At 53.7% G+C, this 24,958-nt stretch carries 26 protein-coding genes; 11 read left to right on the top strand and 15 right to left on the bottom strand.

The genetic code is table 11. From position 1 onward, the window contains the following. Positions 1-5 precede the first annotated feature (5 nt). Both ACZ5M3_RS05115 and ACZ5M3_RS05110 read left to right on the top strand, forming a co-directional pair. Positions 6-1,232, top strand: a complete 1,227-nt coding sequence (locus ACZ5M3_RS05115; protein WP_464840744.1) for a DUF58 domain-containing protein — start codon at positions 6-8, stop codon at positions 1,230-1,232. Further along, a complete protein-coding gene (locus ACZ5M3_RS05110; protein WP_464840569.1) occupies positions 1,229-1,651 on the top strand; it encodes a hypothetical protein in 423 nt (140 codons plus the stop codon). Before ACZ5M3_RS05115 ends, ACZ5M3_RS05110 begins: the two co-directional genes overlap by 4 nt. Here the strand turns inward: ACZ5M3_RS05110 and ACZ5M3_RS05105 are convergent. Then, positions 1,648-2,481, bottom strand: coding sequence for a carbohydrate kinase family protein (locus ACZ5M3_RS05105; RefSeq protein WP_464840743.1), 834 nt, complete (start codon positions 2,479-2,481; stop codon positions 1,648-1,650). The two genes, ACZ5M3_RS05110 and ACZ5M3_RS05105, sit on opposite strands and share 4 nt — an antisense overlap. A gap of 158 nt (positions 2,482-2,639) precedes the next feature. Here ACZ5M3_RS05105 and ACZ5M3_RS05100 point away from each other — a divergent pair, with 158 nt between their 5' ends. The 4 genes from ACZ5M3_RS05100 to ACZ5M3_RS05085 all read left to right on the top strand — a co-directional run bounded on the left by ACZ5M3_RS05100 (position 2,640) and on the right by ACZ5M3_RS05085 (position 6,673). Further along, a complete protein-coding gene (locus ACZ5M3_RS05100) occupies positions 2,640-4,139 on the top strand; it encodes a carboxypeptidase M32 (protein ID WP_464840568.1) in 1,500 nt (499 codons plus the stop codon). 101 nt (positions 4,140-4,240) lie between these two features. Next, the gene (locus ACZ5M3_RS05095; protein ID WP_464840742.1) at positions 4,241-5,995 is read left to right on the top strand and encodes an NHL repeat-containing protein; all 1,755 of its coding nucleotides are present in this window, start codon (positions 4,241-4,243) and stop codon (positions 5,993-5,995) included. 140 nt (positions 5,996-6,135) lie between these two features. Next, positions 6,136-6,258 carry an antitoxin VapB family protein gene (locus ACZ5M3_RS05090; RefSeq protein WP_464840740.1) on the top strand — a complete coding sequence of 41 codons (123 nt, stop codon included), beginning with the start codon at positions 6,136-6,138 and terminating at the stop codon, positions 6,256-6,258. Positions 6,259-6,430: 172 nt separating this feature from the next. Further along, positions 6,431-6,673 (top strand): type II toxin-antitoxin system VapC family toxin, encoded by a 243-nt coding sequence (locus tag ACZ5M3_RS05085; RefSeq protein ID WP_464840567.1) that lies wholly within the window; start codon positions 6,431-6,433, stop codon positions 6,671-6,673. Here ACZ5M3_RS05085 and ACZ5M3_RS05080 read toward each other — a convergent pair. The 3 genes from ACZ5M3_RS05080 to ACZ5M3_RS05070 are packed head-to-tail and all read right to left on the bottom strand — an operon-like array spanning position 6,654 to position 9,654. Further along, positions 6,654-8,150, bottom strand: coding sequence for a prenyltransferase/squalene oxidase repeat-containing protein (locus ACZ5M3_RS05080; protein WP_464840566.1), 1,497 nt, complete (start codon positions 8,148-8,150; stop codon positions 6,654-6,656). The genes ACZ5M3_RS05085 and ACZ5M3_RS05080 overlap by 20 nt on opposite strands. A 46-nt stretch (positions 8,151-8,196) precedes the next feature. Beyond that, positions 8,197-8,532, bottom strand: a complete 336-nt coding sequence (locus ACZ5M3_RS05075) for an ASCH domain-containing protein (protein ID WP_464840565.1) — start codon at positions 8,530-8,532, stop codon at positions 8,197-8,199. Between the two features lie 9 nt (positions 8,533-8,541). Next, complete coding sequence (locus tag ACZ5M3_RS05070; RefSeq protein ID WP_464840564.1) at positions 8,542-9,654, bottom strand: geranylgeranyl reductase family protein; 1,113 nt, start codon at positions 9,652-9,654, stop codon at positions 8,542-8,544. A gap of 60 nt (positions 9,655-9,714) precedes the next feature. Between ACZ5M3_RS05070 and pcp the strand changes: the two genes are divergently transcribed. The 4 genes from pcp (at position 9,715) to ACZ5M3_RS05050 (ending at position 13,653) form a co-directional block, all read left to right on the top strand. Continuing rightward, complete coding sequence (gene pcp, locus ACZ5M3_RS05065; protein ID WP_464840563.1) at positions 9,715-10,317, top strand: pyroglutamyl-peptidase I; 603 nt, start codon at positions 9,715-9,717, stop codon at positions 10,315-10,317. 78 nt (positions 10,318-10,395) lie between these two features. Further along, positions 10,396-12,360, top strand: a complete 1,965-nt coding sequence (locus tag ACZ5M3_RS05060; protein ID WP_464840738.1) for a DUF460 domain-containing protein — start codon at positions 10,396-10,398, stop codon at positions 12,358-12,360. A 27-nt stretch (positions 12,361-12,387) separates the two neighbouring features. Then, complete coding sequence (locus ACZ5M3_RS05055; protein WP_464840562.1) at positions 12,388-12,984, top strand: DUF2238 domain-containing protein; 597 nt, start codon at positions 12,388-12,390, stop codon at positions 12,982-12,984. Positions 12,985-13,035: 51 nt separating this feature from the next. Next, on the top strand, positions 13,036-13,653 hold the full coding sequence (locus tag ACZ5M3_RS05050; RefSeq protein ID WP_464840561.1) for a hypothetical protein: 618 nt from the start codon (positions 13,036-13,038) through the stop codon (positions 13,651-13,653). Here ACZ5M3_RS05050 and ACZ5M3_RS05045 read toward each other — a convergent pair. After that, positions 13,650-13,946 (bottom strand): transcriptional regulator, encoded by a 297-nt coding sequence (locus tag ACZ5M3_RS05045; protein ID WP_464840560.1) that lies wholly within the window; start codon positions 13,944-13,946, stop codon positions 13,650-13,652. The two genes, ACZ5M3_RS05050 and ACZ5M3_RS05045, sit on opposite strands and share 4 nt — an antisense overlap. 4 nt (positions 13,947-13,950) lie before the next feature. Then, on the bottom strand, positions 13,951-14,565 hold the full coding sequence (locus ACZ5M3_RS05040) for a hypothetical protein (protein WP_464840559.1): 615 nt from the start codon (positions 14,563-14,565) through the stop codon (positions 13,951-13,953). 256 nt (positions 14,566-14,821) lie between these two features. Between ACZ5M3_RS05040 and ACZ5M3_RS05035 the strand changes: the two genes are divergently transcribed. Next, positions 14,822-15,568: a hypothetical protein gene (locus tag ACZ5M3_RS05035; RefSeq protein ID WP_464840558.1), complete on the top strand. Its 747-nt coding sequence runs from the start codon at positions 14,822-14,824 to the stop codon at positions 15,566-15,568. On the opposite strand, the gene ACZ5M3_RS05030 is transcribed toward ACZ5M3_RS05035, so the two are convergent. The 9 genes from ACZ5M3_RS05030 to ACZ5M3_RS04990 form a co-directional block, all read right to left on the bottom strand. Further along, positions 15,536-16,504 (bottom strand): TIGR00269 family protein, encoded by a 969-nt coding sequence (locus tag ACZ5M3_RS05030; RefSeq protein WP_464840557.1) that lies wholly within the window; start codon positions 16,502-16,504, stop codon positions 15,536-15,538. The two genes, ACZ5M3_RS05035 and ACZ5M3_RS05030, sit on opposite strands and share 33 nt — an antisense overlap. 47 nt (positions 16,505-16,551) lie before the next feature. After that, complete coding sequence (locus ACZ5M3_RS05025) at positions 16,552-17,685, bottom strand: site-2 protease family protein (protein ID WP_464840736.1); 1,134 nt, start codon at positions 17,683-17,685, stop codon at positions 16,552-16,554. Between the two features lie 82 nt (positions 17,686-17,767). Then, the gene (locus tag ACZ5M3_RS05020; protein WP_464840556.1) at positions 17,768-19,114 is read right to left on the bottom strand and encodes a nucleotide sugar dehydrogenase; all 1,347 of its coding nucleotides are present in this window, start codon (positions 19,112-19,114) and stop codon (positions 17,768-17,770) included. Then, positions 19,111-20,061: a UDP-N-acetylglucosamine 3-dehydrogenase gene (locus ACZ5M3_RS05015; protein ID WP_464840734.1), complete on the bottom strand. Its 951-nt coding sequence runs from the start codon at positions 20,059-20,061 to the stop codon at positions 19,111-19,113. The genes ACZ5M3_RS05020 and ACZ5M3_RS05015 overlap by 4 nt, the downstream gene beginning before the upstream one ends. A 22-nt stretch (positions 20,062-20,083) precedes the next feature. Further along, entirely contained in the window at positions 20,084-21,187 is a 1,104-nt protein-coding gene (locus tag ACZ5M3_RS05010; protein WP_464840555.1) for a DegT/DnrJ/EryC1/StrS family aminotransferase, read from the bottom strand. Between the two features lie 10 nt (positions 21,188-21,197). Then, complete coding sequence (locus ACZ5M3_RS05005) at positions 21,198-21,812, bottom strand: acyltransferase (protein ID WP_464840732.1); 615 nt, start codon at positions 21,810-21,812, stop codon at positions 21,198-21,200. 63 nt (positions 21,813-21,875) lie between these two features. After that, entirely contained in the window at positions 21,876-22,781 is a 906-nt protein-coding gene (locus ACZ5M3_RS05000; RefSeq protein WP_464840554.1) for a glycosyltransferase family 2 protein, read from the bottom strand. Continuing rightward, positions 22,774-23,652 (bottom strand): UTP--glucose-1-phosphate uridylyltransferase GalU, encoded by an 879-nt coding sequence (gene galU / locus ACZ5M3_RS04995; RefSeq protein WP_464840553.1) that lies wholly within the window; start codon positions 23,650-23,652, stop codon positions 22,774-22,776. The genes ACZ5M3_RS05000 and galU overlap by 8 nt, the downstream gene beginning before the upstream one ends. Next, positions 23,649-24,932, bottom strand: coding sequence for a UDP-glucose dehydrogenase family protein (locus ACZ5M3_RS04990; protein WP_464840552.1), 1,284 nt, complete (start codon positions 24,930-24,932; stop codon positions 23,649-23,651). Before ACZ5M3_RS04990 ends, galU begins: the two co-directional genes overlap by 4 nt. Positions 24,933-24,958: the final 26 nt, after the last annotated feature.

Below are 24,958 nucleotides of genomic sequence, written 5' to 3'. Positions count from 1 at the left end.
ACAAGATGCTCCCAACGGAGAAGGCAGAGGAGATTCTCATAGCCCTCTGGCTCATCGTCATGTTCGCATTCCTTCTCCTGCGCTGGGAGCTGGTGTATCTGACGCTTCCGATAATCTGGCTCATCTTTATAGCGGTGTTCTTCTTCAAACCGCGCCTCAACGTCGAGATAGAGCGCGTAATCCCACACAACCGCTTCCTGGAGGGAACTGAAATTGAAATAGTCCTCAGGGTCAAGTCCCACGAGAGGATACCCACCCTAAAGATCACCGAGGACATCCCACCCGGCCTGGAGCTGGTGGAGGGACACAGGGAGCACGTCCTCTCCCTTCGACCTGGGGAGGAGAGGGAGATAAGATACCGGGTTCGGGTTAAGCGCGGAATCCACGAGTTCAACTGGGTAAGACTGCGCTACCGCGACCCGTTTGGCTTCTTCAGGGTTGACAGGAAGGTGGATGTCTACAGTGAGATAGTGGGCGTTCCAATGATCACTGACGTTCCAACGCCCTACTCCACCAGGGGAACCAAAATAACGGTCGGCCCGCTTCCCTCGCCGAGGGTGGGGGAGGGTGTTGAGTTCCACGCGATCAGGGAGTACCAGCCCGGTGACCCGCTTAAGATAATAAACTGGAAGGCCACCGCGAGAACGGGGAGGATAATGGCCAACGAGTACGAGAGCGAGCGAAAGGTCGATGTCGTCTTCATCGTCGATGCCTCCTACACCGGCAGCCTTGTCTTCGACCACCTGGTTAGGGCGGCCGCTTCACTGATGCTCAACGCCCTCAACAACGGAACCAGCTTTGGCCTCCTGCTTGCGGAAGACGTTCCCCTCTGGGTTCGCGTTGACTACGGCAAGAGGCACTTCTTCAAGTGCATAGACTTCCTGAGCACGGCGAAGCCCGATAAGAACAACATGATAACCTATCAGGTCGAACACCTCATAAAAGCGCGCTTTCCCCCAAAAGCCCAGCTCCTGTACTTCTCCCCCCTCCTAACCGAGGAAAGCCGGGAGGCGCTTAAAATAATGGCCAGGTACGGCTACAGAGTAGTGGTCATAAGCCCGAACCCCTACACCGCTTCCAGGCCAAAGAGCCGCGAGGAGGAGCTGGCAGTGAAGCTCTTAACCCTCCAGAGGAGAGCGATGCTGATGAAAATGTCGGCCTACGGCATCATAATAGACTGGGACGTCAGAAAGCCCCTTGAGGCTGTGGTAGCGGAGGTGGTTGGGCTGTGAAGATCAAGAGAAGGCTCTACTCCCTCGTACCGCTGGTTCCCCTCGTTGTACTCCTCGGGGTGCGTGACGTCAGGACGCTCCTGCTGATCCCCCTGGCGCTCATGGCCGTCCAGTGGTACTTCATGGGTGTGCTTTTCCTGCTGGCAACGTCGGCCTTCCTCCTCTATACGAGAACTGGAGGCCTCTACGGCCTCACGGTGATGGTGCTGGCAGTCCTCGCCATTGAGATGGGCTACCTGGACAGGGAGCGCGCCCCGAGGGAACACTATCTCATCCTGACAGCGGCGGTGGCGATGTCCTTCCCGACCTATCTGCTGATGTCGATGCTCTCCCCGGCACTCCCGAGGTTTGAAGTGACCGCACTGGCGGCGCTGCTCCTTGTGGTGCTGTACCTCTTTATAAGGTCTGCGGCGTCTTAGATGCTCCAGCTCCCCGTTTTTTTCAGCACTTCCCTTGCCATCTCCAGCCCTTTTTTAACGCACTCCTCAACTCCTTTTCCCCTAGAGTACATCGCCAGAAAGCCGCCCGCGAAGGCATCCCCCGCACCGGTGGGATCGACTATCTCATCCTCGCTTATCGGAAGCGCCGGAAACTCCCTGAACTCACCGTCGTAGACGAGGACGCCCCTCTCACCGCGCGTTATCACAACCAGCTTCGCCCCCCACCCGTGCAGGATCCTGGCGGCCTCTTCCACCGTCGGGGCCCTGGTTATCGTCAGCGCTTCCCTCTCGTTGGGGAATATCACCTCGACCCTCGACACTATCTCCCGCATGAGCCTGGTTTTATTCTCGTAGTCCCCCATGTAGGTCGGGTTGAAGTCGAGGCTTACCCTCTTCCCTTCCAGTCTTTTCAGGGCTTTGAGCTGCTCCTCCGGCGGGATGGGGGCTATGTGGAAGATTTCTGCATTGAGGTATTCCTCCGGAAAGGGGGTCTCGCCCATGTTTCGGGCGACGCCCATGTCAACGGGCGCGTCAACACTCCCGTCCTCGTGGTAAATCATGTATATGTGGATCGTTTTACCGGGCAGGATTTGAACGCCCCTGACGTCAAGAACGGATGAGAGCTTTTCGAGCCATTCCTTTGGGAAGTCCTCCCCCACCTTCGTTACCAGGCCGACCCTCGCTCCCGCTAAAGCGGCGGAGGTGGCCACGGCCGCGGCCGCACCTCCGGGGTAGATTATCTCCTCCCTTCCCGGAAACCTGATGTGGTCTATTGAGACGTGACCGAGCACCGCCAGGTCAAGCTTCATGATCATCACCGGCACCTGCTTTTTCACAGACTTGTACCGACCCCTTTAAGCAATTTCCGGTCTGAGTAATCGGCTTCTACCCACACGTTTAGATGAACATCGAAAAGGTTAAAAGCGCCGGAGATGGAGATTTTATCAAAGAATACGGGGTGGTTCTCATGGAAAGCGTGTTCCAGAACGAGACCGTCAGGGAGATACTTGCAAGATACCGCCGCATCTGGGCCCTCGGCCACGCCCAGAGCGTCCTCGGCTGGGACATGGAGGTCAACATGCCAAAGGAGGGGATACTTGAGAGGAGCGTCGCCCAGGGCGAGCTCTCGGTTCTGAGTCAGGAGTTCCTCCTCAGGCCGGAGTTCGTCGAGCTCGTCGAGAAGGCCAAGGGCATCGAAGACCTCAACGAGTACGAGCGCGGTGTCGTCCGCGTCCTCGACCGCTCGATAAGGATAAGCCGCTCGTTCCCGCCCGAGTTCCTCAGGGAGATGAGCGAGGTAACGAGCCAGGCGACCAAAGCCTGGGAGGAGGCCAAGAAGAGGGACGACTTCTCGAAGTTCGAGCCATGGCTGGACAGGATCATAGACCTCGCCAAGAGGGCGGCTGACTACCTCGGCTACGAGGACGAGCCTTACGATGCGCTCCTCGACATGTTCGAGGAGGGGCTGACGACCAAAGAAGTTGAGAGGATGTTTGACAGGCTTGAGAGGGAGCTCAAGCCGCTCCTTGAGAGGATAATGGAGGAGGGGAGGGTCCCCCGGAACCACCCGCTTGAGAGGGAGAAGTACGAGAGGGAGTGGATGGAGCGCGTTAACATCTGGATTCTCCAGAAGTTCGGCTATCCGCTCGGGGTCCGCGCGAGGCTCGACGTCTCTGCCCACCCGTTCACCACAGAGTTCGGTATCCGCGATGTCAGGATAACCACCAGGTATGAGGGCTACGATTTCAGGAGGACGATACTGAGCACCGTCCACGAGTTCGGTCACGCGCTCTACGAGCTCCAGCAGGACGAGAGGTTCATGTTCAGCCCTATCGCAGGGGGCGTCTCCCTCGGAATCCACGAGAGCCAGAGCCGCTTCTGGGAGAACATCGTCGGAAGGAGCATGGAGTTTGCGGAGCTCATACACCCAGTTCTCAGGGAGAACCTGCCCTTCATGGCGAACTACACGCCGGAGGATGTGTACCTGTACTTCAACATGGTCCGCCCGGACTTCATCAGGACTGAGTCCGACGTCGTCACCTACAACTTCCACATCCTGCTCCGCTTCAAGCTGGAGAGGATGATGCTCAACGAGGGCGTCAGGGCGAAGGATCTACCCGAGCTCTGGAACGAGGAGATGGAAAACCTCCTCGGCATAAGGCCGAAGAGCTACGTCGAGGGAATCCTGCAGGACATCCACTGGGCTCATGGGACAGTTGGCTATTTCCCGACCTACAGCATCGGAACACTGCTCTCGGCCCAGCTCTACTACCACATAAAGAGGGACATCCCGGACTTTGAGGAGAAGGTGGCAAAAGCCGAGTTCGAGCCCATAAAGGCCTGGCTCCGTGAGAGGGTTCACAGGTACGGCTCGATCTACCCGCCGAAGGAGCTCTTAAAGAAGGCCATCGGAGAGGAGCTGAACCCTGACTACTTCATCCGCTGGGTGAAGGAGAGGTACCTCTAATCCTCTTTCTCTTCAAAATCCCACTTCATTTTGGGGCCTTAGGAAATTTATTTAAACTTTTGAGGTCTATATGGGGTTTGACTTGTTGGGAGGAATTGAAAATGAAAAGGATATTGTCTTCCTGGATAGTGGTCTTGTACCTCTTCGGCATTGGAAGCTTTTTGGCTTTTAATGGTAGCTTGGCTGGAGCATCGAGTTCCTCGCTCCTCTGGGTAAAAAGCTACGGGGGAAGCGATTTTGATGGTGCCAACGCAGTAGTGGTTGCTTCAAACGGTGATATTATAGTGGTGGGCAACAGTTACAGTTTTGGGGCCGGGAACAGGGACGCTTGGATCCTACGTTTGAACCCTAATGGTAGTGTGAAATGGCAAAAAACTTACGGCGGGAACGGTTTTGATGACGCGGATGATGTGGCAATTGCTCCCAACGGCGACATTGTGGTTGTTGGGGCCACCACGAGCTTCGGTGCTGGCGGCTGGGACCTCTGGGTTCTCAGGCTTGACGAGAACGGCAACGTGAAATGGGCCAAAGCATACGGCGGAAACGGGACGGACTACGGTACCTCAGTTGCCATAGCTCCAAACGGCGACATTATAGTCGGAAGTTATACTGATAGTTTTGGTGCAGGGAGTACCGACTATTGGATTCTCAGGCTTGACGAGAACGGCAACGTGAAATGGGCAAAGACCTACGGTGGTGATCTCTATGATGCTCTAGGGGACATAGCGATAACACCCGAAGGAGACATAGTGGCCGCTGGATACACCTACAGTTTTGGGGATGAGGGTTCGTGGGTTCTCCGTCTTGATGGCAGCGGCAACGTAAAGTGGGAGAAGGTTTACAGCAGCAGTTTCTTCAACTTGGTTAGGAGCGTTGCCATCTCCACGGATGGGAGCATAATCCTTGGGGGTTATATTTATACTCCATCGAATTATCTTATATTTGCCTCTGCAGGGTTGATTATCAGTCTTGAGGACAACGGTAGTTTAAAGTGGGCAAAAGAGTACATTATGGGAGACGATTCATCCATCCAGGGACTAGCAGTATCTGAAAATGGGGATATACTGTCCGTTGGCAGCACACTTAACGTCACAAATGTCATAGAAAAAGCGGTGGTCCTCCGCATCGATAGTGGCGGCAATTTTAAGTGGGGAAAAGCCTACGGAAAGAATGTCTCTGAGAGTGCAACCTTTGCAAACTCTCTTGTCTTGACCGCTGATGGATTGATGGTAATAGCAGGGGAGGCTTACGGCTTCGGGGCTGGAAGGGATGACTACTGGGTTCTTCACCTTGATGAGACGGGTAATCTTCCGCCCGAAGGTGTTATGGACCCCACCTTCTCATGGGGCAATATCACCCCGTCCCAGGTAAGCGTTAACCTGGACGTCCAGGATTCTTCATCTGCTAGTTTTAATACCAACCCTACGGTCACCACTACCAACGTTGTGCCGGGCGATACAAGTGCCATAGTTGAAACTCAGTATTATCTGGTAGTGCAGGCATCACAAACGCAGAGCCAGATTACCCCCTTCAACCGCTACCTTACCCTTGCGTACCTGTGGACCAACTGGTTCCTCAACTACCACGAGGAGCTAACCCAATTCTGCGGAAACACCACCAACGCAACCACTTTGATGGCGGGGAAGGATACCCTGCTTATGGCCTGTGAGCTTGATGAAAACGCAACAGGCCTCGTCCTTAAGGCCTGGGGGAAGGAGTCTCTGGCCGAAGTGAAGCCTCTCCTGTGGAATTCCGGAAACTTCGCCGGAGTTCCAAGGGTATGGCTCATCAGAGAAGCCTTCCTAATGGAGAAAGAGGCTTTGGAACTCATAGAGAAGGCCCTCGAAGCCTCCTGATTTCTCCTCTTTTTATACCCGGGATTGAGACAAAATCAAGTCCTGTGTGGATTGAGGGATTCATCACCGCTGGCTGGATGAAGCCTCTGTGAAGTGTTCTCCCTCCCTTTGACATGCCCTTAAAGGCTTTCGTGGGAATAATGATTATCTCCGCATCAAAGGGGGATAAGTCATTCAGCGAGCTGTTCCGGGAACTTCTGGGGGAGAGAAAGGGCAACGCCGATGCCCTGAGACACATAGCCGGAATTCTGAGCGAGGAGTAGTATAGGGAGGCTAAAAAGCGCATCAATGAGCTTGAGGAGGCGTTCGACGAATGGGGGCAGTCCCTGATACGAACGTGATTATTGAGATTGCTAGAAACGGAGAACTGCTCGATGAAGTGCTTAAACTGGACAAACTTTCTACATAACCTCAATAACGCGCTTCGAACTTCTCGTGGGTCTTCCAAGAAAAGATGAGCTGATATGGTTGAACTCCCTCATTGAACTTCCCTTTGAGAGAAAATCCGCTGAAATAGCCGCTTACCTTCATAAGAAGCTGAGAGGGAAAGGAATCCCTATGGGGTTGAGAGACCTCTTCATCGGTTCCATCTGCCTCGCCAACGACCTGCGGCTGATAACGCTCGATAGTGATTTTAAAGCCCTGGAAGATTTCGGTCTTAGGGTTTTCTCGCCCTGAACAGGAAACCCATGAGAACCCCGGCGAGCAAACCTGCTGCAAAGATGAGGACTTCACGTGGGAGTTCTCCGCGCTCTTTTTGTGGAGTCGGCGTGTTGTCGTCCCATCTTTCACTATAGAGGCTCAGCGCTATCAGCGCGTAGGCATTCCCATCGAAGGTCATGGTGCCCCGCGGACCAGCAAGCTCAAGGAACTTCAAGGCCTCGCCGGTACTTTCACCCCTCTCCCCTGCAAGGTGTAACCATATCAGCGCTATCGCCGTCGAGTATACATCGTGATTCCATGAGCCGTCGAGATTGGGACTTCCGATCACCGCGTAGCTCGTTCCATTGCTGAACTGGAAAAGCTCTCTTTCGGGGTATCCAGTTCCGATGAGACTGATGTAGTTCTCCGGAAGCTCTGGGTAGAGCCTCATTCTTCCCTTGAAGAAGCCGGATTCGCTGTCAAAAAGAGATTTCTCTGAGCGTATGAGAAACCTGCTTCCCGGGCTTGGGCTGACGCTTATTCCAACCCTCTTCCCGGTTCCCTTCCAGGTTTTGACGGTCTCCCAGCCGTTTACGGTGTGGATTATCTCCTCCACGGTGTAGGTTGTAACTCCCTTAAAGTTCAGTCTCAGCCTCGTGTTCCCGACGTACTGTGTCCTCTTGAACAGGGAAGCCATGAAATCGAGCGTTTCTTTTGGCGGGGTTATTTCCTCCTCCCTCAGAAAGAGCAACGGCAGAACTATGCTCTCATACGGTGCCCTCATATCACGGTAGGGCATGGGAAAGAGGAGCCCGGTAAAGAAATTGTCCAAGTAAGGGTTCACGAGCCTCTCCGGCGTCAGCTTCTCCTCCAGCCATTCCCACTCCCGGGAGACGTTGTGGCCGAGCCTTGAAAGGGCAGCGATGGCATAAGCCGTTGCCACGATGCTCGGCGACTCTTTGACCTCGTTGAGTCCCGTCTTCTCCCAGAACAGGTAGACTGTACTCGTCCAGTGGTTCTCGCTCTCGTTCTTCAGCAGGAACTGGGCCGCCTTCTCTATTTCTTTGGAATCTGGACTCTGACCCGCCTCAAGGAGGGCCAAAACGGCCAGGCCGGTTCCGGCGGCCTTTGAAGCCTCCCAGTAGAACCACTCCGAGTCCGGTTTCGGATAGTCGTCGGTTATTATTGCCGGGAATGAGCCACTACTCCCCTGCTGGGATTTTATCCACTCGACGAGCCCTTGAAACTCGGTGGAGTTCCTCGGGTAGCCGCTCCGTGCAAGGGCTATGACCTTGAGGCACGCCAGGTAAAAGCTCTCGTTCTCCATGAAGGCGTCCCATCCGGAGACGCTTTCCGTGCTGTCCCAGGGATAGGAGTAAAGGGTTCTGAGCTGATATTTATCAATGTGATATTTTGCCTCCCTATCGGTTAATGCATTGCTCCCAAGAACTGGAGGCGAGAGGGTTGAGATGACAAAGAGGATGAGAAATAAGGTGATTAATTTTCGGGTCATACCTTCTTGATCCCTCCAGAGTTGTTCTTTAAAGACTGGCATGTCCCTATATCCACCCAACCGGCTCGACCTCTATCGCCGCAACCCCGTACTTTTTCTCCTTCTCCTCGCTGTAGAACCGCCTGTAAACTTTCACTCCCTCCTCAATACTCTCCACACCCGGCAAAACGTTCTCAAGGCCTTCCTTCTCCAGCATCTCCTTGAAAGATGAGTAGATGCGGACGTCCTTCACCACGCACATGAGCTTGTTCTCGAAGATTATCGTGTCCCCGGGCCTTATTCCCTGCCTCTTCTCGTCGTACAGGCGCCCCTCGACCTTCTTTCTTCCCTCCGCTATGGCCTTAAGGTACTCCTCCTGGAGACCCATCCTCCACGTTGCCATCCCACCACCTCACAGGAGGGTTCTGACTATGGCGGGGCTTACCTTTATCAGCCTTGCGAGGAGCTTCGGCCTCTTAAGTATTGCCTTCGCGGTCTTCACGTGGTCATCGAAATCCGCTTGGGTTTCTATTATTTCCCTCGCCTCCGGACTTCCAAGGACTTCGAAGACCTTTTCGATGTCGTCCTGGCTCATGCCTAGGAACACCCTCCTGAAGCGGAGCCCGAAGCTCACCTGCTTCCTGACGAAGGAACAGCCCTTCTCGTAGTCCCGGAGCCTTCCATCGAGGAGGGCCCTCCGGAGGACATGGGCACAGTACATCCCGTAGACTATTCCCCCCGCGGTGGTGGGCTTTATCTGAAGCGCCGCATCGCCGACGAGCGCAACGTTGCCCTTAACCCAGGGCTTTCTCACCCCGAAGCCGACACTTCCGCTCTTGAACTCGACTACAGAAGTTGGTTTGAGCATCCTTACCTTGAGGAACCTGTGGAAGGCGTCGAGGCTTCCGAACGTCCCTACCCTGGCTACGCTCTCGCTAACAGGGGCCACCCAGAAGAAGAACTCGGGGTTTATGTCCCGGTTCACCCAGACCTCGACGAAGTCTCTCTTGAATTCCCCAACCACCTCGGCCTCATAACCGCTCAGAAACTCCGCCTTCGTTTGAGCCCCTATCGCCTTCGCCACCGTGCTGTTCACGCCGTCGGCCCCGATGTAGAAATCCGCCTCTATCTCGATCCTCTCTCCGAGCCTCTGGAGGACGGCCTTTCCATTTTTGAACCCCTGGAACGTGGTTGCCATGTAGTAATCCACACCCTTTTTGACGGCTCTCTCGGCCAGCCACCTCTCAAGGGCTTTTCTGTCCACGAGGTAGGCCTGGGGTGATTTTCTCTCTATCTCGAAGCTCTGTATCCTGGAGTAGAAGACCGCCCCGCGGAGCTTGTTTAAAACTGCACTCTCCGGGAGACCGAGCCTCTCGTAGTTCTCGGCCCCTATTATGCCGGTGCAGGCCTTGCCACCCAGGGAGCCCTTCCTCTCCACAACTGCCACACTAAATTCCCTCGCGAGCAGGTTGGCGAGGTAGCTGCCAACCGGCCCGGCCCCGATGATAAGAACGTCGTACTTCATTCCCACCCACCGGGGGGAGTGCGTTTTAAAACCTAAAAACCTAACCTTTCCGGTGGTACCATGAAAGTGCTCGTGACGGGATTTGAGCCCTTTGGCGGCGAGGAGATAAACCCCTCCTGGGAGGCCGTCAGTGCCCTTCCAGAGGAAATAGAAGGTGCAGAAGTAGTGAAGCGCCAGCTCCCAGTTACTTTCAAGGGAGTCAGGGAAATTCTCCCCAGGCTCATCGTTGAGGAGAGACCCCACGTGATCATCCTGACCGGCCAGGCGGGTGGGAGGCCTAACATAACCGTTGAGCGTGTTGCGATAAACGTCATGGATAGCAAAACGCCCGACAACGAGGGCTTTGCTCCGGAGGACGAGCCGGTCTTTGAGAACGCTCCTGCGGCATACTTCGCAACGCTTCCGATAAAGGCAATTGTAAGGGCTTTGAGAGAGGCGAAAATACCCGCTGGGGTTTCGAACACCGCGGGAACCTACGTCTGCAACACCGCCATGTTCACGGCGCTCCACACGATAGCCGTCGCCGGAATGGAGACCAGGGCAGGCTTCATCCACGTTCCCTTCAGCCACGAGCAGGCTCTTGAAAAGCCGCGGCCTTCAATGGCCGTTGAAACGATAAGGAAGGCCATTGAGGTCGCCATTGAGACTTCCCTGAGGGGCTGATAAGCTTTTTAAGTGGCCCCTCCAACCTTCCTACAGAACCCCCAGAGGGTGAGGCCTATTCTAATCCTCGGAGTGGACATAATAAGCGAGAACCCCAGAAGGTTTGCCGTCGTGAGCTGGTTCAACGGACGGCTTGAGAGAAAGGGTGAGTTCACCCTCTACAGGCTGATCCGCTTCATCCAGAGCAAGAGGCCGGACATCGTGGCCATGGACAGCGTTACCGAGCTCGGTGGCGACCTCAGGAAGTTCCTTCGGGCCCTTCCGGGCGGAACGAAGCTAGTCCAGGTAACTGGAAGGCCGGGCGAGCAGAGAAGCCTCCAGAGCCTCGCGAGAGAGCACGGGATAAGGACAACAGACAGGTTCGACCCCTACGAGGAGGCCAAGCTTTCCGCCCTGCTGGCCAGCAAAGGGGTTGGCTACGAGGTTCTTGCCTTCGAGGACGAGGTGGTTATCAAGGTTACCCGGGGAAGGAGCCACGGCAAGGGCGGCTGGAGCCAGGATCGCTATAGAAAGCGCGTCCACAACCTCGTCCGGGACAAGGTGAGGGAGATAGAGGACAGACTGCGGAGGGCCAACATTCCCTTCGACCTGGAAGTTGAGGAGAAGGACTACGGTCTGGCCAAGGGGGAGTTCAGGGTCTACGCCAGCAGGGAGGAGCTCGCGGGGCTGATAAAGCCCATGCGCGGTGGAGACGTCGAGGTCAGGATACATCCGGTGGAGAGGGCCGAGCTCGGGTTCACCCCCCTGCGGGGTGAGGAGGCTATACACGAGAGGAGGAGCATCATAGTGGGCATAGACCCGGGGATAACGGTCGGTATAGCGGCGATAGACCTGAGCGGTCGCATAGTGGCGCTCCACAGCGAGAGGAACATGCCTGTCGGTGAGGTCTTCCGGTTCATAAGCGACGTTGGCCATCCGGTCATCGTTGCCACCGATGTAAACCCAGCCCCGGGGTTCGTCGAAAAAATAGCCCGCTCCTTCAAGGCCATCCTCTTTGTTCCCAGGGAGAGCCTCCGCGTTGAGGAGAAGAACGAACTCCTGCGGAACCTCGGGATAAGCGTTGACGACGACCACCAGAGGGACGCCCTGGCGGCTGCCTACAAGGCCTATCTCCGCCTGAAGCCCAAGCTGGAGCACGTTGATTCCAAACTCCGCGAGGCGGGGCTCACGAGAAAAGCCGACGAGATAAAAGCTCTGGTCATTCAGGGCTACAACCTCGGGGAGGCCATGCAGAGGGTTACACTGCGCGAAAGGCCGAAGGGGGAAGAAGCGCCCGAGGAGAGGCCGAGTGTCGATGTCACGCCCTACGTAAAGCGCATCCGTGAGCTGGAGAGGAGGATAGAATTCCTTGAGAGGGAAAACGCCGAACTGAGAGAGATAATAAAGGAGCAGAGGAGGACGATAGGCAGGCTTGAGAGACGCATAGCTGACTACGACGAGGAGGTCAGGAAGAAGGTTCTCCGCGAGAGGGAGCTTGAGGCGAAGGTTAAGCGCATAGAGGTTCTTGAGAAGCAGCTCCGCGAGGCCAAGGCCGTCATAGAGCGCCTGAGCAGGGATCTTGTCCACGTGAAGAGGATGAATGTGGTGGAGATAAGGGGCTCTGCCGTCCCCCTGAAGGTCATAAACGTCCTCAGCTGGCGCGAGCTCGAAAAGCTGGAGCGCGAGATAGGCGTAAAGCGGGGCGATGTTCTGTTCGTGGTGAACCCCGCCGGTGCGGGGAGGGCCATAGCGGAGGAGCTGGTTGAGAAGGGAATCCGGGCGTTGATAACGGAAAAACCACTGCCCGAGTCCGTCAGAGAGGTTCTCAGGGGGGCGCACGTCCCATTCTTCACGGGCGATGAACTCGACGTCAAACGTGTTGATGAGTTCGCTGTTGTCGAACGGGAGACCCTTGAGCGGGCCATAGAGGCACTTCTGGCGGAGTGGGAGAAAGAGGACAGGGAAAAGGGGGCCGAGAAGTTTCTGAGGCTCATTGAGGAGTACAGGCTGGAAAGGCTGAAGGAGCTGAAAAGGAAGGCGGAGGAGGAGAGCCGGAAGCCCTGACTGGCCTCATTCTGGAGTTGATGTTACATGGAGACCGAGGTTAAGGTAACCCTGACTGCCACAGGCATCATCTTCGTGGGATTCCTTACCGGGCTCTACTACCGGAGGGTGGATCACGTACTCAGAACCCTGTGGACTACGGGGCTTCTGGTTTTCCTCCTCTGGCTTTCTAAGAGGTATACCAGACCCGAGGGCAGGTTGGGGGCATTGGTGGCGCCCCTCTACAACATGGGAACAATCGCCGTGCTCTCGATATTCCTCGCCGCCCACGTTTCCCTGGTGAACGTCCCCTTCACGAACATCGACCTCTTCAACGTTACCCTGCGGGACGTGGACATGATCAGCCACTTCCTCGGAGGATTAACACTCTGGCTGTTCTTTACCATTGCCATACTTGAACTCAGGCCCTGTATTTCGAGGGAAAGGATTCTCCTCCACTCTTTTTCTGTCCTGCTGGTCGTTGGCATCGCCTGGGAGTTCGCCGAGTGGTATGGCTCCCAATACACGGAAACAATACTCCAAGAGACGACACTCAACAAGCTCAGGGACATCATGATGGAGCAGCTCGGGGCACTCGTCGGCCTCTGGCTGGTGACGAGGAGGGGCTATCCCTTCGGGATTTAGATGCCCGCCCTCTTTCGTCAGCTTTTTAAGGAGGCACTACCAGTTAATTTGGTGGTAGAAGTCAAACGAGAAGAGGGCATCGTTTGGGCGTCAGTGTTCGTTATATTCCTCGGTTTCCTGACTGCCCTCCACAATCACCGACTCGACCACATACTCAGAACCCTGTGGACTATGGGGCTTCTTGTGGGCTTAATGCTGGTTCAGCGCACTTTTAAGCCTCCCCTGGGCGTCATCGGAGCCCTTTTGGAGCCTGTGTTCAACGTCAGGACCGTCATGATACTGGCGATATTCCTGGCCGTTCATGTGAGCCTCGTGAACGTCCCCTTCACCCACTACGACCTGTTTCACAGGGAGTGGAGAAACGCCGACATGATAAGCCACTTCCTCGGAGGGTTGGCCCTCTGGCTGATGATAGCAGAGGTTCTCAGCGGTCTCTCAAGGGAGGGCTTTGGAATATCCCGGAGGGAGGTGATCCTCTACTCCTTTTTGATATTCTACGGCCTTGCCCTTGGGTGGGAAATCGCAGAAAAGCTCAGCGAGGGCAGTATAAGTTTCATACAAGAGAGCACACTCAACAAGCTCAGGGACGTCGTCATGGACACTCTGGGGGCTTTCTCTGGCCTCTGGCTGGTGATGGGAAAAGGGTACCCGTTTGAGCTGTCGAATTAGACCCTGCTCAGGATCTCCCTGAGGGCCCGGAGGTACTCAGCCGTTTCCTCGGTCCCTTTCTCCGTTATCCTCACCGCGGTTCTGGGCCTGTCGGCTATAACCTTGTAGATTTCAACGTAGCCGGCCCTTTCAAGGGTTTTAAGGTGGGAATCCAGGTTGCCGGGGGTGACGTCGAGAACTCCAAGGAGGTCTCTGAAGAGCACCCTCTCCCTGGGCAGGAGGTAGAGCATTATGGCGAGCCGTACTGGATTGCCCAGAGAGTGGTTCTTCGTCAGCTCCCTGATGGCTTCCATGGTCTCACCGCTCTATCGCTTTGAAGGCCGAGTAGATGTAGAGCAACACGGCCAGCGAGAACCCCAGACCAACGAGGAAGCCTGCCCACGCCATTGCCCCGGACTCCATGCCCTTGGCGACGGGCACCCCCATGGCCGGAATGAGGAACGCTGGGACTATCTCACGCTCGATTCCGCCGTATTTAGCAAAGACCAGCCACATCGCGAAGACCGAGAATGCTATGAAGCTCAGGAACCCAACGGCCATGCTTGCTTCAGCGTTGACCCCCAAGTTCATGCCGGGTATGACCCACCATCCGAGGACTATCCCCGTGATCCAGGCCAGGGTTATCAGAATCCCCCCAGTTGTCGAGACCTCTGCTTCCCTCCCCGTAACCCGTCCGAGCCTCTGGAGCTTCTTCCATACCTTTCCGGTAAACCCCATGGCGGAGATGAAGGCAACGGGCCAGTAGACAAGGTTGAACTGCCAGGAAGGCTTGAACACACCTATGATGGCGTAGTAGAACAGCATCACCGAGAGCCATGCCCCAAAGTTCATCGCCCCGTACATCTTTCCGGCCGCTATCAGCCTTCCCTCAACCCTCTCCAGCACGTCCTTCAGCTCCATAACTTCCTCCATATTTCTCACCCGCTGAGAATAGGGCGGCGGATTATTTATAGGGTGGGGTTTCTCTGGGTTTCAGAGTCCCTTGGGTCTTTCCTCGCGGTGGCTTTCGGCGGCGTGCCAGCACTTTCCATGTTAGAACAAATAGAACAACCCGTTCTCTTCGTGGCCCTGCGTCCCCTGTATCCCCTCAACCGTTATTACAGAAAGGCTCAGACTCCAACAGTTAAAGATAAATACCCCTTACAGTTATAATCCTAGGGGTGGCGCTATGGAGCTTCTCAGCACGGGGATCCATGTTCTTGACGAGGCGCTTGGGGGCGGCCTTTTGGAGGACAGCAATCTCCTCATTGTCTACGATAGGTACTCAAAGGGCTGGGCCCTGGCTTTTGAGATACTAAAAAACCGCATAGAGCTGGGAGACTTCGGGGTCATCATCGATTCGGTTCTCCCATTTTCGGCACTGGCTATGGAACTGAAGGCGGTCAATTTTGACGTGGAAGCTGAAGGGAACGGAGGAAATCTTGCCATTATAGACCTGTTCTCTTCTTTCTATGGAGTGGAGTATTCTCAGGGGTTTATTTACACCTCTAACATGGATCCCGGGACGTTCCTTCCAAAGTATGAAAGGATGTACCGCAGACTTCTGGGGGAGCGCATTGGAGACAGACGGCCCGTTGGGGTCGATGTCACCATCGATGGGATCGCATTCCTGCTCGGCACGGAGAACTTCATCTCGACATTTCAGAGGCTCATGGCCGAGAAGGAGAGGGCAAGGATCACCGAGAGAAGAAAGAGGCCTCTCAATATCTTTCTCTTGAACAAGGGCAGGGCCTCCGAAAAGCTGGTCTCTTGGGTATCGCTGTACAGTCAGTACGTGATCGAGTTCGTTTCCCCCGATGCTCCCTTTGAGGAGAGAATGGTGATAAGAAAATCCCCCCTGCCCGACTTCAACCCGCTGAAGAGCCAGTACCGGTTCAGGATTTTAGGGGGACGTGTGGAGCTCGTGCCCCTCTGATTTTTCTTCCACCTGCAGTTTGAATGTGCAGGCCTTGCATATCTCGCCCGTTGTGGGCTGTCCGCAGATTCTGCACCTGTTGAGCTCGCTCGTTTTCTTCGTGTAGGTCTTCGCTATGAGCGGGAAGAGCTTATCGTAGCTCCTCAGTATCTGATATTTCGTCCCAGGGTGCCTCTCCTCCATCTCGTTTATCCAGTCCCGGATCTCGGCACGGAACGCCTCGACTGCATAGGGGCACTCGCTGAAATCAACCTCTATGCCGTTGAGGACAGCGTAGAGGACTATCTCCTTCTCGGGAATCTCGCGCAGGGGCTTTATCCTCGGAACCAGCTCCGGGTGAATCTCCTCGTAGTAGGGGCCCGTCCTGCCTAAGCGTGCTATGTCGCCCCTCATGATGTTCATCAGAAACATCTGAACCTCGTCGTCGAGGTTGTGGCCGACGGCCAGCTTGTCCGCCCCTATGTCCTTAGCCGCATAGTTGAGCAGCCACCTCCTCCAGACGCCGCAGTAGGAGCATGCACCGACCCTCTCGCCCTTCTCAAAGCTCCCCATTATCTCGACCGTTTCATCCAGGGAAAATCCGATGTGGTTTTTGAATGAATATATCCGGTGTTCTATCCCCAGCTTCTCAGCGTTTCTCTTGGCAATCTCGACGCTTGGGGGCCTGTAGCCTGCTATTCCCTCATCGATAGTTATCGCGACCAGCTCGAAGGGGAACTTCTCGCGGAGCTTCGCGAGGAGGTGCATGAGGACGACGCTGTCCTTCCCGCCGCTCACGCCGACGGCTATCCTTTCGCCCTTCTCTATGAGCCGGTACTTTTTGACGGTCTCCCTGAACTTTTTCTCGACCATCTCGTTGAAGTGTCTCCTGCAGTAGTACCTCCCCGTGTAGCGTGCGTGGTAGACGGCTGGTCTTCCGCACTTTGAGCACTTCATTCGCTCACCCATTTAGGCCGGAAAAGGAGGGGTTAAAAAAGTTGGGCTCAGCCCACCAGATTGGCCAGTGCAGGCCACAGGTTGAGGGCTAAAAGGAACAGCCCAACGCCTATTGTGAAGTACCTCACCGGCTTGGCGACCCTCTCCGGGAGGTAGGCCTTAACGACGTCGTCGAGCATCCTGCCGCCGTCGAGGGGCACCAGCGGGAAGAGGTTCATCAGCCCTATCCCCAGGTTAAGGACGTATATCCAGTAGAATGCGAAGAACAGGGGCAGCACCACGTTCTCATGGCCTATCTTCGAGACCACGTGCTGTGCGGGGTATATCCCGATGTAGCCCTTCTCCGGGTTCTCGGGGTGGGCCCCCAGTTTCAGCTGGAGGTTTATCTCCTCCCCGTTTCTGAGCACCGTGAGCGTCACGAGCTGCCCGGGCTTGGTCGCGTTCAGGAAGTTTATGAAGCTCTCCATGTCGGTTATCTGCTCCCCGTCCATGGCTATTATAACGTCACCCTGCTGGAGGACGCCGAAGGCCGGGCTGTCCTCAAGAACGCCGGAGACGAGTATTCCCACCGGCTGGAGAACTGGGGTTATTGAGAAGTTTATTATGAGGAGAGCCAGGATTGCCGTTAGGACGTTTGCCAGCGAACCCGCCCCATAAACGCGAAGCCTTGAGCGGAGGGGCGCCCTTTCAAGTTCTTCCTCATCCGGTTCGACGAATGCCCCGGGTATTACGGCTAGGAGAACCAGACCGACGGATTTCAGGGGCAGGTTTTCTGCCCTTGCAACGATCCCGTGGCTCAGTTCGTGGACGACCATGACGACGGCGAGCCCGATGAGGCCGTACCAGAGGGGTATCGTTACCCCGGGGATTACCAGCTGAACGCCGCTGCTTTCTCCCCCTGTTTGAACGGTCTTCATGGCAGTTTTGAGAAGGGCGTAAAATACATAGGCCATTCCCGCGAAGCCCAGCACTATCCCCACGTCGCCGTAAGCCCTCCAGAAGCGCCTGGCCTTCCCTGCGACGCCATCTATAAAGCCTAGAAGACGTTTTGTGCGCCACATGGCGACGAATAGGTCAACAGTCAATCCCTCTTCCTTCTCCTCTCTCTTACCGAAGAGGGCGTAGAGGATAATCCAGAAGGCGGCGATACCGATGATTACTGTGATGAGGGTACTGTTCATTTGGGTCACCTAATGGGACTTTTCTATGGGGGTTTAAAAATGTACTCTTCTTGAGGTATCAAACTGAAAAAAGAAGATGGTCCTATTGTGTTCTGCCTACTCTTAGATACACGAACCCATGTTTTCGGGCCTCTCTGGGCTTAAGAACATTCCTTCCGTCCACTATAACCCTGTTACGCATTTCCTTGGCTAGTTTTCCGAGGTCCAGCTCCTTGAATTCCTCGTGGTCGGCTGTTATAACAACCGCATCAATCCCCTTGAAGTCCTCCTTCCACTCGGCGCCAAAGCGCTCTGCATCTTCCCTCGTGCAGAGTGGGTCGTAGGCGTAAACTCTGGCCCCCCACTCCTTGAGCTCCTCAATTATTGGCTTTGCCGCCGCCTTCATGAATTCCCTGACACCACCCCTAAAAGTCAGACCGAGTACGAGAACGTTGCTTCCCTTTAGTGGCCTGCCAACCTCGTTAAGGGCCTTCCCAGTCAGCTCGACAACGTGGTGCGGCATTGAGTCGTTGATTTCCCTTGCAGTCTTGATAAGGCGTGGGTTGGTCTTTTTCGCGAGGTTTATCACGAACCACGGGTAAACTGGAATGCAGTGGCCGCCAACACCTGCTCCTGGCATGTGCAGGTGGCAGTAGGGCTGTGTATTGGCCGCCTGAAAGACTTCGAGGGCATCTAACCCGTGTTCCTCGCACCACATGGCGAGCTCATTGGCGAGGGCGATGTTGACGTCCCTATAAACACCCTCGAAGACCTTAACGGCCTCGGCGGCCTTTATCGAGCTCATGGGGATAACACCCTTTCTGTTTATGGTCTCGTAGATGCCGATAACTGCTTCCAGTGTCCTCTCATCGCTCGCGCCAACGATCTTGGGATACTGGCCTGTGATGTCCCTAATGGCAGTTCCGGTCATCGTTCTCTCCGGAGCGTGGGCGAGGCCGAACTCGCCGAGTTTCAAGCCTGACTTTTCGAGGATTTGGATCAGACTTTCCGTTGTCCCAGGGGGCATGGTGGCTTCGGTGATGACTATGTCTCCCTTCTTGAGACCCCGGGAAATTTTCTCAGCGACGTCATAAACCGGGTCAAGCTTGAGATTGCCCCTCTCGTCTGTCAGTGTTGGGACAAGGATTACCATGACGTCAGCCTGTTTGGCCGCCCAGACGCCATCATCGGTGGCTTTTAAGCGCCCAGCTTCAACGTTTCTTCTTACGAGCTCATCCAGTCCGGGTTCTTCCTTAACATGGTTCTCTCCGCGGTTGATCATTTCAACGACTTTCTCGTTGATGTCGACTCCGATTACCTTGGCTCCATGCTCTGCAAAGACTGCGGCCAGAGGGAGGCCCATCTTGCCCATCCCGTAGACGGCTATTGTGACCTTTCCGTTTTTGAGGGCGGCTTTAACTTCCTCCCTATTTAATCCGATGAGCTTCACCCTTCCACCTCCAAAACCTGGCCGGTTCTTGCGCTTTCCTGAGCGAGGAGGGCAACCTGAAGGGCATGGATTCCGGCTTCGCCGTCGACTATTGGGCGCTTTCCTTTCTTGATACATTCCACAAAATGCTTCAATTCATTTCTCAATGGTTCTCTTTTCAGAATTTTGGCTTCTTTTATCCATGCGCTGTTATAGAGTTTGAGACTCTGCTCAATGTAATCTAGATAAGCTATCCCTCCTGTCCCAACGACAGTGAGGGTTCTGGTCTTGTGGGGTGTCAGCCAGTTGGTCTCTACTATACCGCTTCCATCTTCGAATCCGAGTGTTATGAGGGCATGGTCTTCGACACCTGCAGGATGAACCACGTTTTTTGCCCTTGCATAGACGGTTCTGACGGGTTCACCAAAAAGATAGCTTATGATGTCTATATCATGAACCCCAAGGTCTATTATTATGCCCACGTCTCTTATTCTGGCTGCCATTGGGCCAACACGTTTGGCGCTTATTGTGACCAGCTTTCCGAGTTCTCCCTGGGAGATCAGCTCCTTAAGTTTTAGAACAGCCGGATTAAAGCGCTCTATATGTCCCACCATGAGGATTATGCCTTCTCTCTCAGCCGCCTTGATTATTGCCCGGGCGTTTTCAATGTTATCCGCTATCGGCTTTTCCACTAACACGTGGGTGCCCCTTTCAATGAACTCCAGGGCCACTTGTTTGTGGATGGAAGTGGGAACCGCTATGCTAACTGCATCAAGGCCTGCCTTGGCGAGCTCCCGGTAGTCAGAGTACGGAATTGTATCGAATTTTTTGGCAACCTCTTTAGCTCTCTCAAAGTTTGCGTCGGCTATTCCGACGAGCTCAACCCTCCCTTCCTTTGCCAGCTCGGAGTAGACCCTAACGTGATGTTGCCCCATCATGCCAACGCCGACAACTCCAACCCTGAGCATTTTCATCACCGAAATAAGGGAGTTAAGAGGCGAGCTCATTGAGGGTTTCCAGTATGTACGCAATGTCTTCATCGCTCACCGCTGGGTGCACCGGCAGGCTCAGGACTTTTTTGCTAGCCTCTATTGCGTTTGGACAGCAGTCTTTCTCATATCCGAGCTTCTGGAAGAGGGGCTGATGATGGACGGGCATTGGGTAGTGAACAGCAGTTCCAATACCCCTTTCACGGAGCTTTGTCATTAGCTCATCCCTGCTCATTGGGAAGTCATCCTCGATGCGGACAACGTACTGGTGGAAGACGTGGTAAACCCTGGGATCAACGTAGGGCGGAGTTAGACCTTTAATACTCCTAATGCCATTGCTCAGCCTTTCCGCGTTTTCATTTCTCATCCCGTTCCATTCATCCAACTTTTTCAGCTGAATCCTGCCAAGAGCTCCAGCCATATTCGTCATCCTAAGGTTGTAGCCGAGCTCCACGTGGAGGTACTTTTCAGCCTGCCCGTGGCTCCTGATGAGCCTGGCCCTCCTCGCGAGCTCGTCATCGTTCGTAACGACCATTCCTCCCTCTCCAGTCGTCATGTTCTTCGTCGGGTAGAAGCTGAAGGCTGCAATGTGCCCAAAGGTTCCCACTTTCCGTCCTTCGAACTCCGCTCCGTGAGCCTGAGCGCAGTCCTCTATCAAGTAGAGGTTGTAATCCTCGGCAATCTCTGTGAGAACCTTCATGTTGGCTGGCTGGCCGTAGAGGTGGACGACCAGAATGGCCTTGGTTCTGTTCGTTATCTTCTCAAGAACTTCGTTTGGATCAATGTTGTAAGTTCTCGGGTCGATGTCGGCAAAAACTGGCTTTGCGCCCTGGAAGAGGATCGAGGTGGCTGAGGCAATGAACGTGAATGGGGTTGTTATCACCTCATCACCAGGCCCTATCTTGAGAGCTTTCAGGGCGACGTCCAGCGCTGCGGTTCCATTGGCAACCGCTATTCCGCACTTGGCGCCGAGATAGTGGGCGAATTCCTCTTCAAAGGCTTCAACTTCCTTTCCGTGTGCCAGCATTCCGCTCTTTAAGACTTCAACGACGGCGTTTATCTCTTCATCCCCGATGAGGGGCTTGGCGATTGGTATGTTCCTCATTTCCACCGCCTCACAGGTCTTTTTCCTTTAAATAACGCTCATAATCCTCTTTCCTGATTTTAACTTCCCTCCCGCAGTGGGAGCACTTGAATATCACGTGTTCATCCTTTTCTCCGGTTTTTTCTTTTAACTTTCTTCCGCAGTAGCAGACGAAGCCTTTCAAGCGGGCCGGGTTTCCGTAGACAAGGCCGAAGGGCGGGACGTCTTTGGTGACGACTGCTCCAGCGCCAACCATGGCGTACTCGCCTATTGTTACACCGCAGACGATGGTAGCGTGGGCTCCAATGGAGGCGCCTTTTTTGACGAGGGTGGGCACAACCTCCCAGTCTTGGTTGAATGCTCTCGGGTAGAGGTCGTTGGTGAACGTCATGTGCGGGCCGAGGAAGACGTCGTCCTCGACTTTAACGCCGTGATAAACGCTTACGCCGTTCTGGATTTTCACGTTGTTGCCTATCTCGACATCAACGTCAATATAAACGTCCTTTCCGATGTTGCAGTTTTTCCCTATTTTGGCGCCCTTTCGAACATGGGCGAAGTGCCAGATTCTGGTTCCTTCGCCAATTTCAGCATCCTCCTCAACAACAGCCAGGGGATGGACGAAGTATTCTCCGAATTCTTCAGACACTTTAATCACCGATGAGATAGATGAAGCATAATCATATAAGGGTTATGCGTGAATCATAAACGGCTAACCTGTATTAAAATGAAGTATCTTTTTAATGTACTCAATGGAACGCGACTCAAACACTAATCCCATCAGTTTTTTATAGTTTTCAATGTTGAACGGGGCAATCGATATTGAACGGGTCAGATAGTGTATCCCTTTTTGTGGGTCACCCCCAATCAGGAGAATGAGTCCCATTTGACTTAAATGTATGCTGAGAACTTTGGAATTCTTCCATATGTCTTTGTGTTTTCTAATGAATGTTTCCCTCCCGGGTATGTATTTTTTCATGTTGAAAGATATCTGCCTCCCGTGCACGTAGTACTTTGCAACTATCTCGTCTACATAGTCGAACTTGTAGTGTTTAGCTATTCTGAGCCACATATCCCAGTCCTGGGAGCTTGTGAGCTTGGGATCAAAGAGCCCCGCCTTTTTAAAACACTCACGCCTTATGAGGAGAGTTGGACTTCCCACGAAGTTTTCCCTCAGAAATTGCCTGTAAACGTCCCCCCGAAACTGCGGCAACCTCTTCCCAAGTATCCGTCCGTCTTGCTGGGATATGTAGTAGAAGCCGCCGTAAACCACCCCGAACTCCTCATCGAGACTCTCCAGCTTTTTTACCTGAAGCTCAAGCCTGTTCGGAAGCCACTCGTCATCATCGTCCAGAAGGGCTATGAACTTTCCCCTAGCTTTTTTAATGCCTGTGTTTCTCGCCACTGGCCCTCCAGAATTCTTTTTGAGACGTATATATCTGATCCGCCCATCGTCTATGCTCTCAACAACCTCCCGTGTGTTGTCTGGGGATGCATCATCGACTACTATCAGTTCAAAATCACCAAAACTCTGCCTTAATACGCTATATATTGCCCTTTTCAGCAAAGCTGCCCTGTTGTACGTTGGGATTATTACTGACACGATAGGCCTACTCATCCCGAACCTCCTGGAGAATGTTTTCCATGAGTCTGATTATCTTATCCCGTAGCTCTTTCCTTGTGAGGCTTAATTCGATATTAGCCCTTATGAATCCCACCTTACTCCCAATATCATATCTCCTCCCCGCTATCATCCTTGCGAACATCTCTTTCTCATTTAAAAGGGTTCTGAGAGCATCGGTAAGTTGTATTTCATCCCCTTTCCCGGGGGGTATCTCTCTAAGAGCATCAAACACATCTGGTGTTAAAACGTACCTACCGATTATTGCGATGTTGCTTGGTGCTTCTTCCGGAGCGGGTTTTTCCACAAGGTCCTTTATCCTGTAGAGATCATTCCCAATCTTTTCCCCATCAAGGATTCCATATTTACCAACAAGCTCGTGAGGGACGTGTTCTACCCCTACAACCGGTGAGTTCTTCTTTTCTGCGACTTCAATCAGTTGCCTTATCGCGGGTTTGTTGCTTATTATGATATCATCTCCTAGTAGAACTGCAAAGGGCTCGTCGTTCACGTGCTTTTCAGCATGAAGGATAGCATCGCCTAGGCCAAGAGGCTTTTTCTGCCTCACGTAGTAGATGTCTATCATCTCTCCTATTTCCTCGACCTGCTTCAGCGCTCCAACTTTGCCCTTCTCTTGAAGATAATATTCCAGCTCGAAGCTCCGGTCGAAGTAGTCTTCTATGGCACGCTTTCCTTTTCCAGTTATTATCAAGATGTCATCTATCCCGGCCCTGATGGCCTCCTCAACGACGTAATGAATCACCGGTTTATCCACTATCGGGAGCATCTCCTTGGGCATTGATTTGGTTATTGGAAGCATCCTTGTTCCCAGGCCAGCGGCGGGAATGACCGCCTTCTTAACCTTCACCAGCACACCCCCTCGTAAACTCTTGCCGTCCTCTCCGCAGCCCTAACGCGCCTTCCATCGATTACAATCTTCCCTGAGTAGTCTAGTTTCTCAAACTCTGGCCATTCGGTGACTATTAGGATAATGTCAGTGGCTCTTAGAACATCTATAGGCGAGTAAGAGTACTCGATTCTTTTCCCAACGTCGGGATAGAAGCGCTTGAAATTTTCCATGGCCTGGGGGTCATAAACGATGACTTTAGCCCTCTCCTCGAGGAGTTTTTTAAGAACAACGTAAGCCCTCGTCTCACGGACATCATCAGTATTTGGCTTGAATGCTAGACCAAGTATCCCAATCTTTCTCCCATCTAGGTTGGGGACGTGCTTCTTCAAAAGTTCTATCAGCCTGAGCGGTTGTTTTTCATTAACTTCGACTGCGGCTTTAATGATTATGGGATCCTCTCCCAATTCTTCTGCTTTTCTGATTAATGCTTTTGTATCCTTTGGGAAACACGACCCGCCCCATCCGATGCCTGTCCTGAAGAAGTGCGGGCTGATTCTGTGGTCAAGTCCCACCCCCTCAAAGACCTTCCACGAGTCGATTCCAAGTTTCTTACAGATGTTCCCAATCTCGTTCGCAAAGCTTATCTTTGTCGCTAGGAAAGCGTTTGAAGCATACTTAATCATTTCAGCAGTTGTAATGTCAGTAAATAGTTTTGGGGCGTTAATCGGGGCATAAAGCTCGTCAAGAATTCCTCTCGTTTTTTCATCCTTGACCCCTATTACAATCCTGTCTGGGTTGAGAAAGTCCTTCAACGCTACTCCCTCGCGCAGGAATTCAGGGTTCATTGCCAGACCAAAGTCCTCGAAGGCTTTTTTCTTTGAATACTCTTCGAGAATAGGTTTTACAATCCCTTCTGTAGTGCCCGGAAGGACAGTACTCTTGATGACAACCACATGATAGTCTTCCTTCTCTTGGAGGGCTTCTCCAATTGATTTGCTCGCTTCTTTAACGTATTTGAGGTCGATTGAGCCGTCCTCCTTTGAGGGTGTCCCGACGGCTATGAAGGTCACGTCCGAGTTGAGGATTGCATCGCGGTAATCTCTGGTCGCGCGGTATTTTCCTTTAAATTCCTTCATGAGTTCATCGAGGCCTTCCTCATAGATTGGGGGTTTCGCGTTGTTTATCATTTTAACTTTTCTTTCGTCAACGTCCACGAAAATGACTTCATTCCCAAGCTTGACGAAGCCTATCCCCGTGACGAGGCCCACGTAACCCGAGCCAATGACCGAAACCTTCATTATTCTATCACCTGATACCACATAGG

This window comes from Thermococcus coalescens (assembly GCF_055392585.1).
The sequence above is the reverse complement of the archived record's forward strand: the minus strand, read 5'-3'. Positions and strand labels throughout refer to the sequence as shown.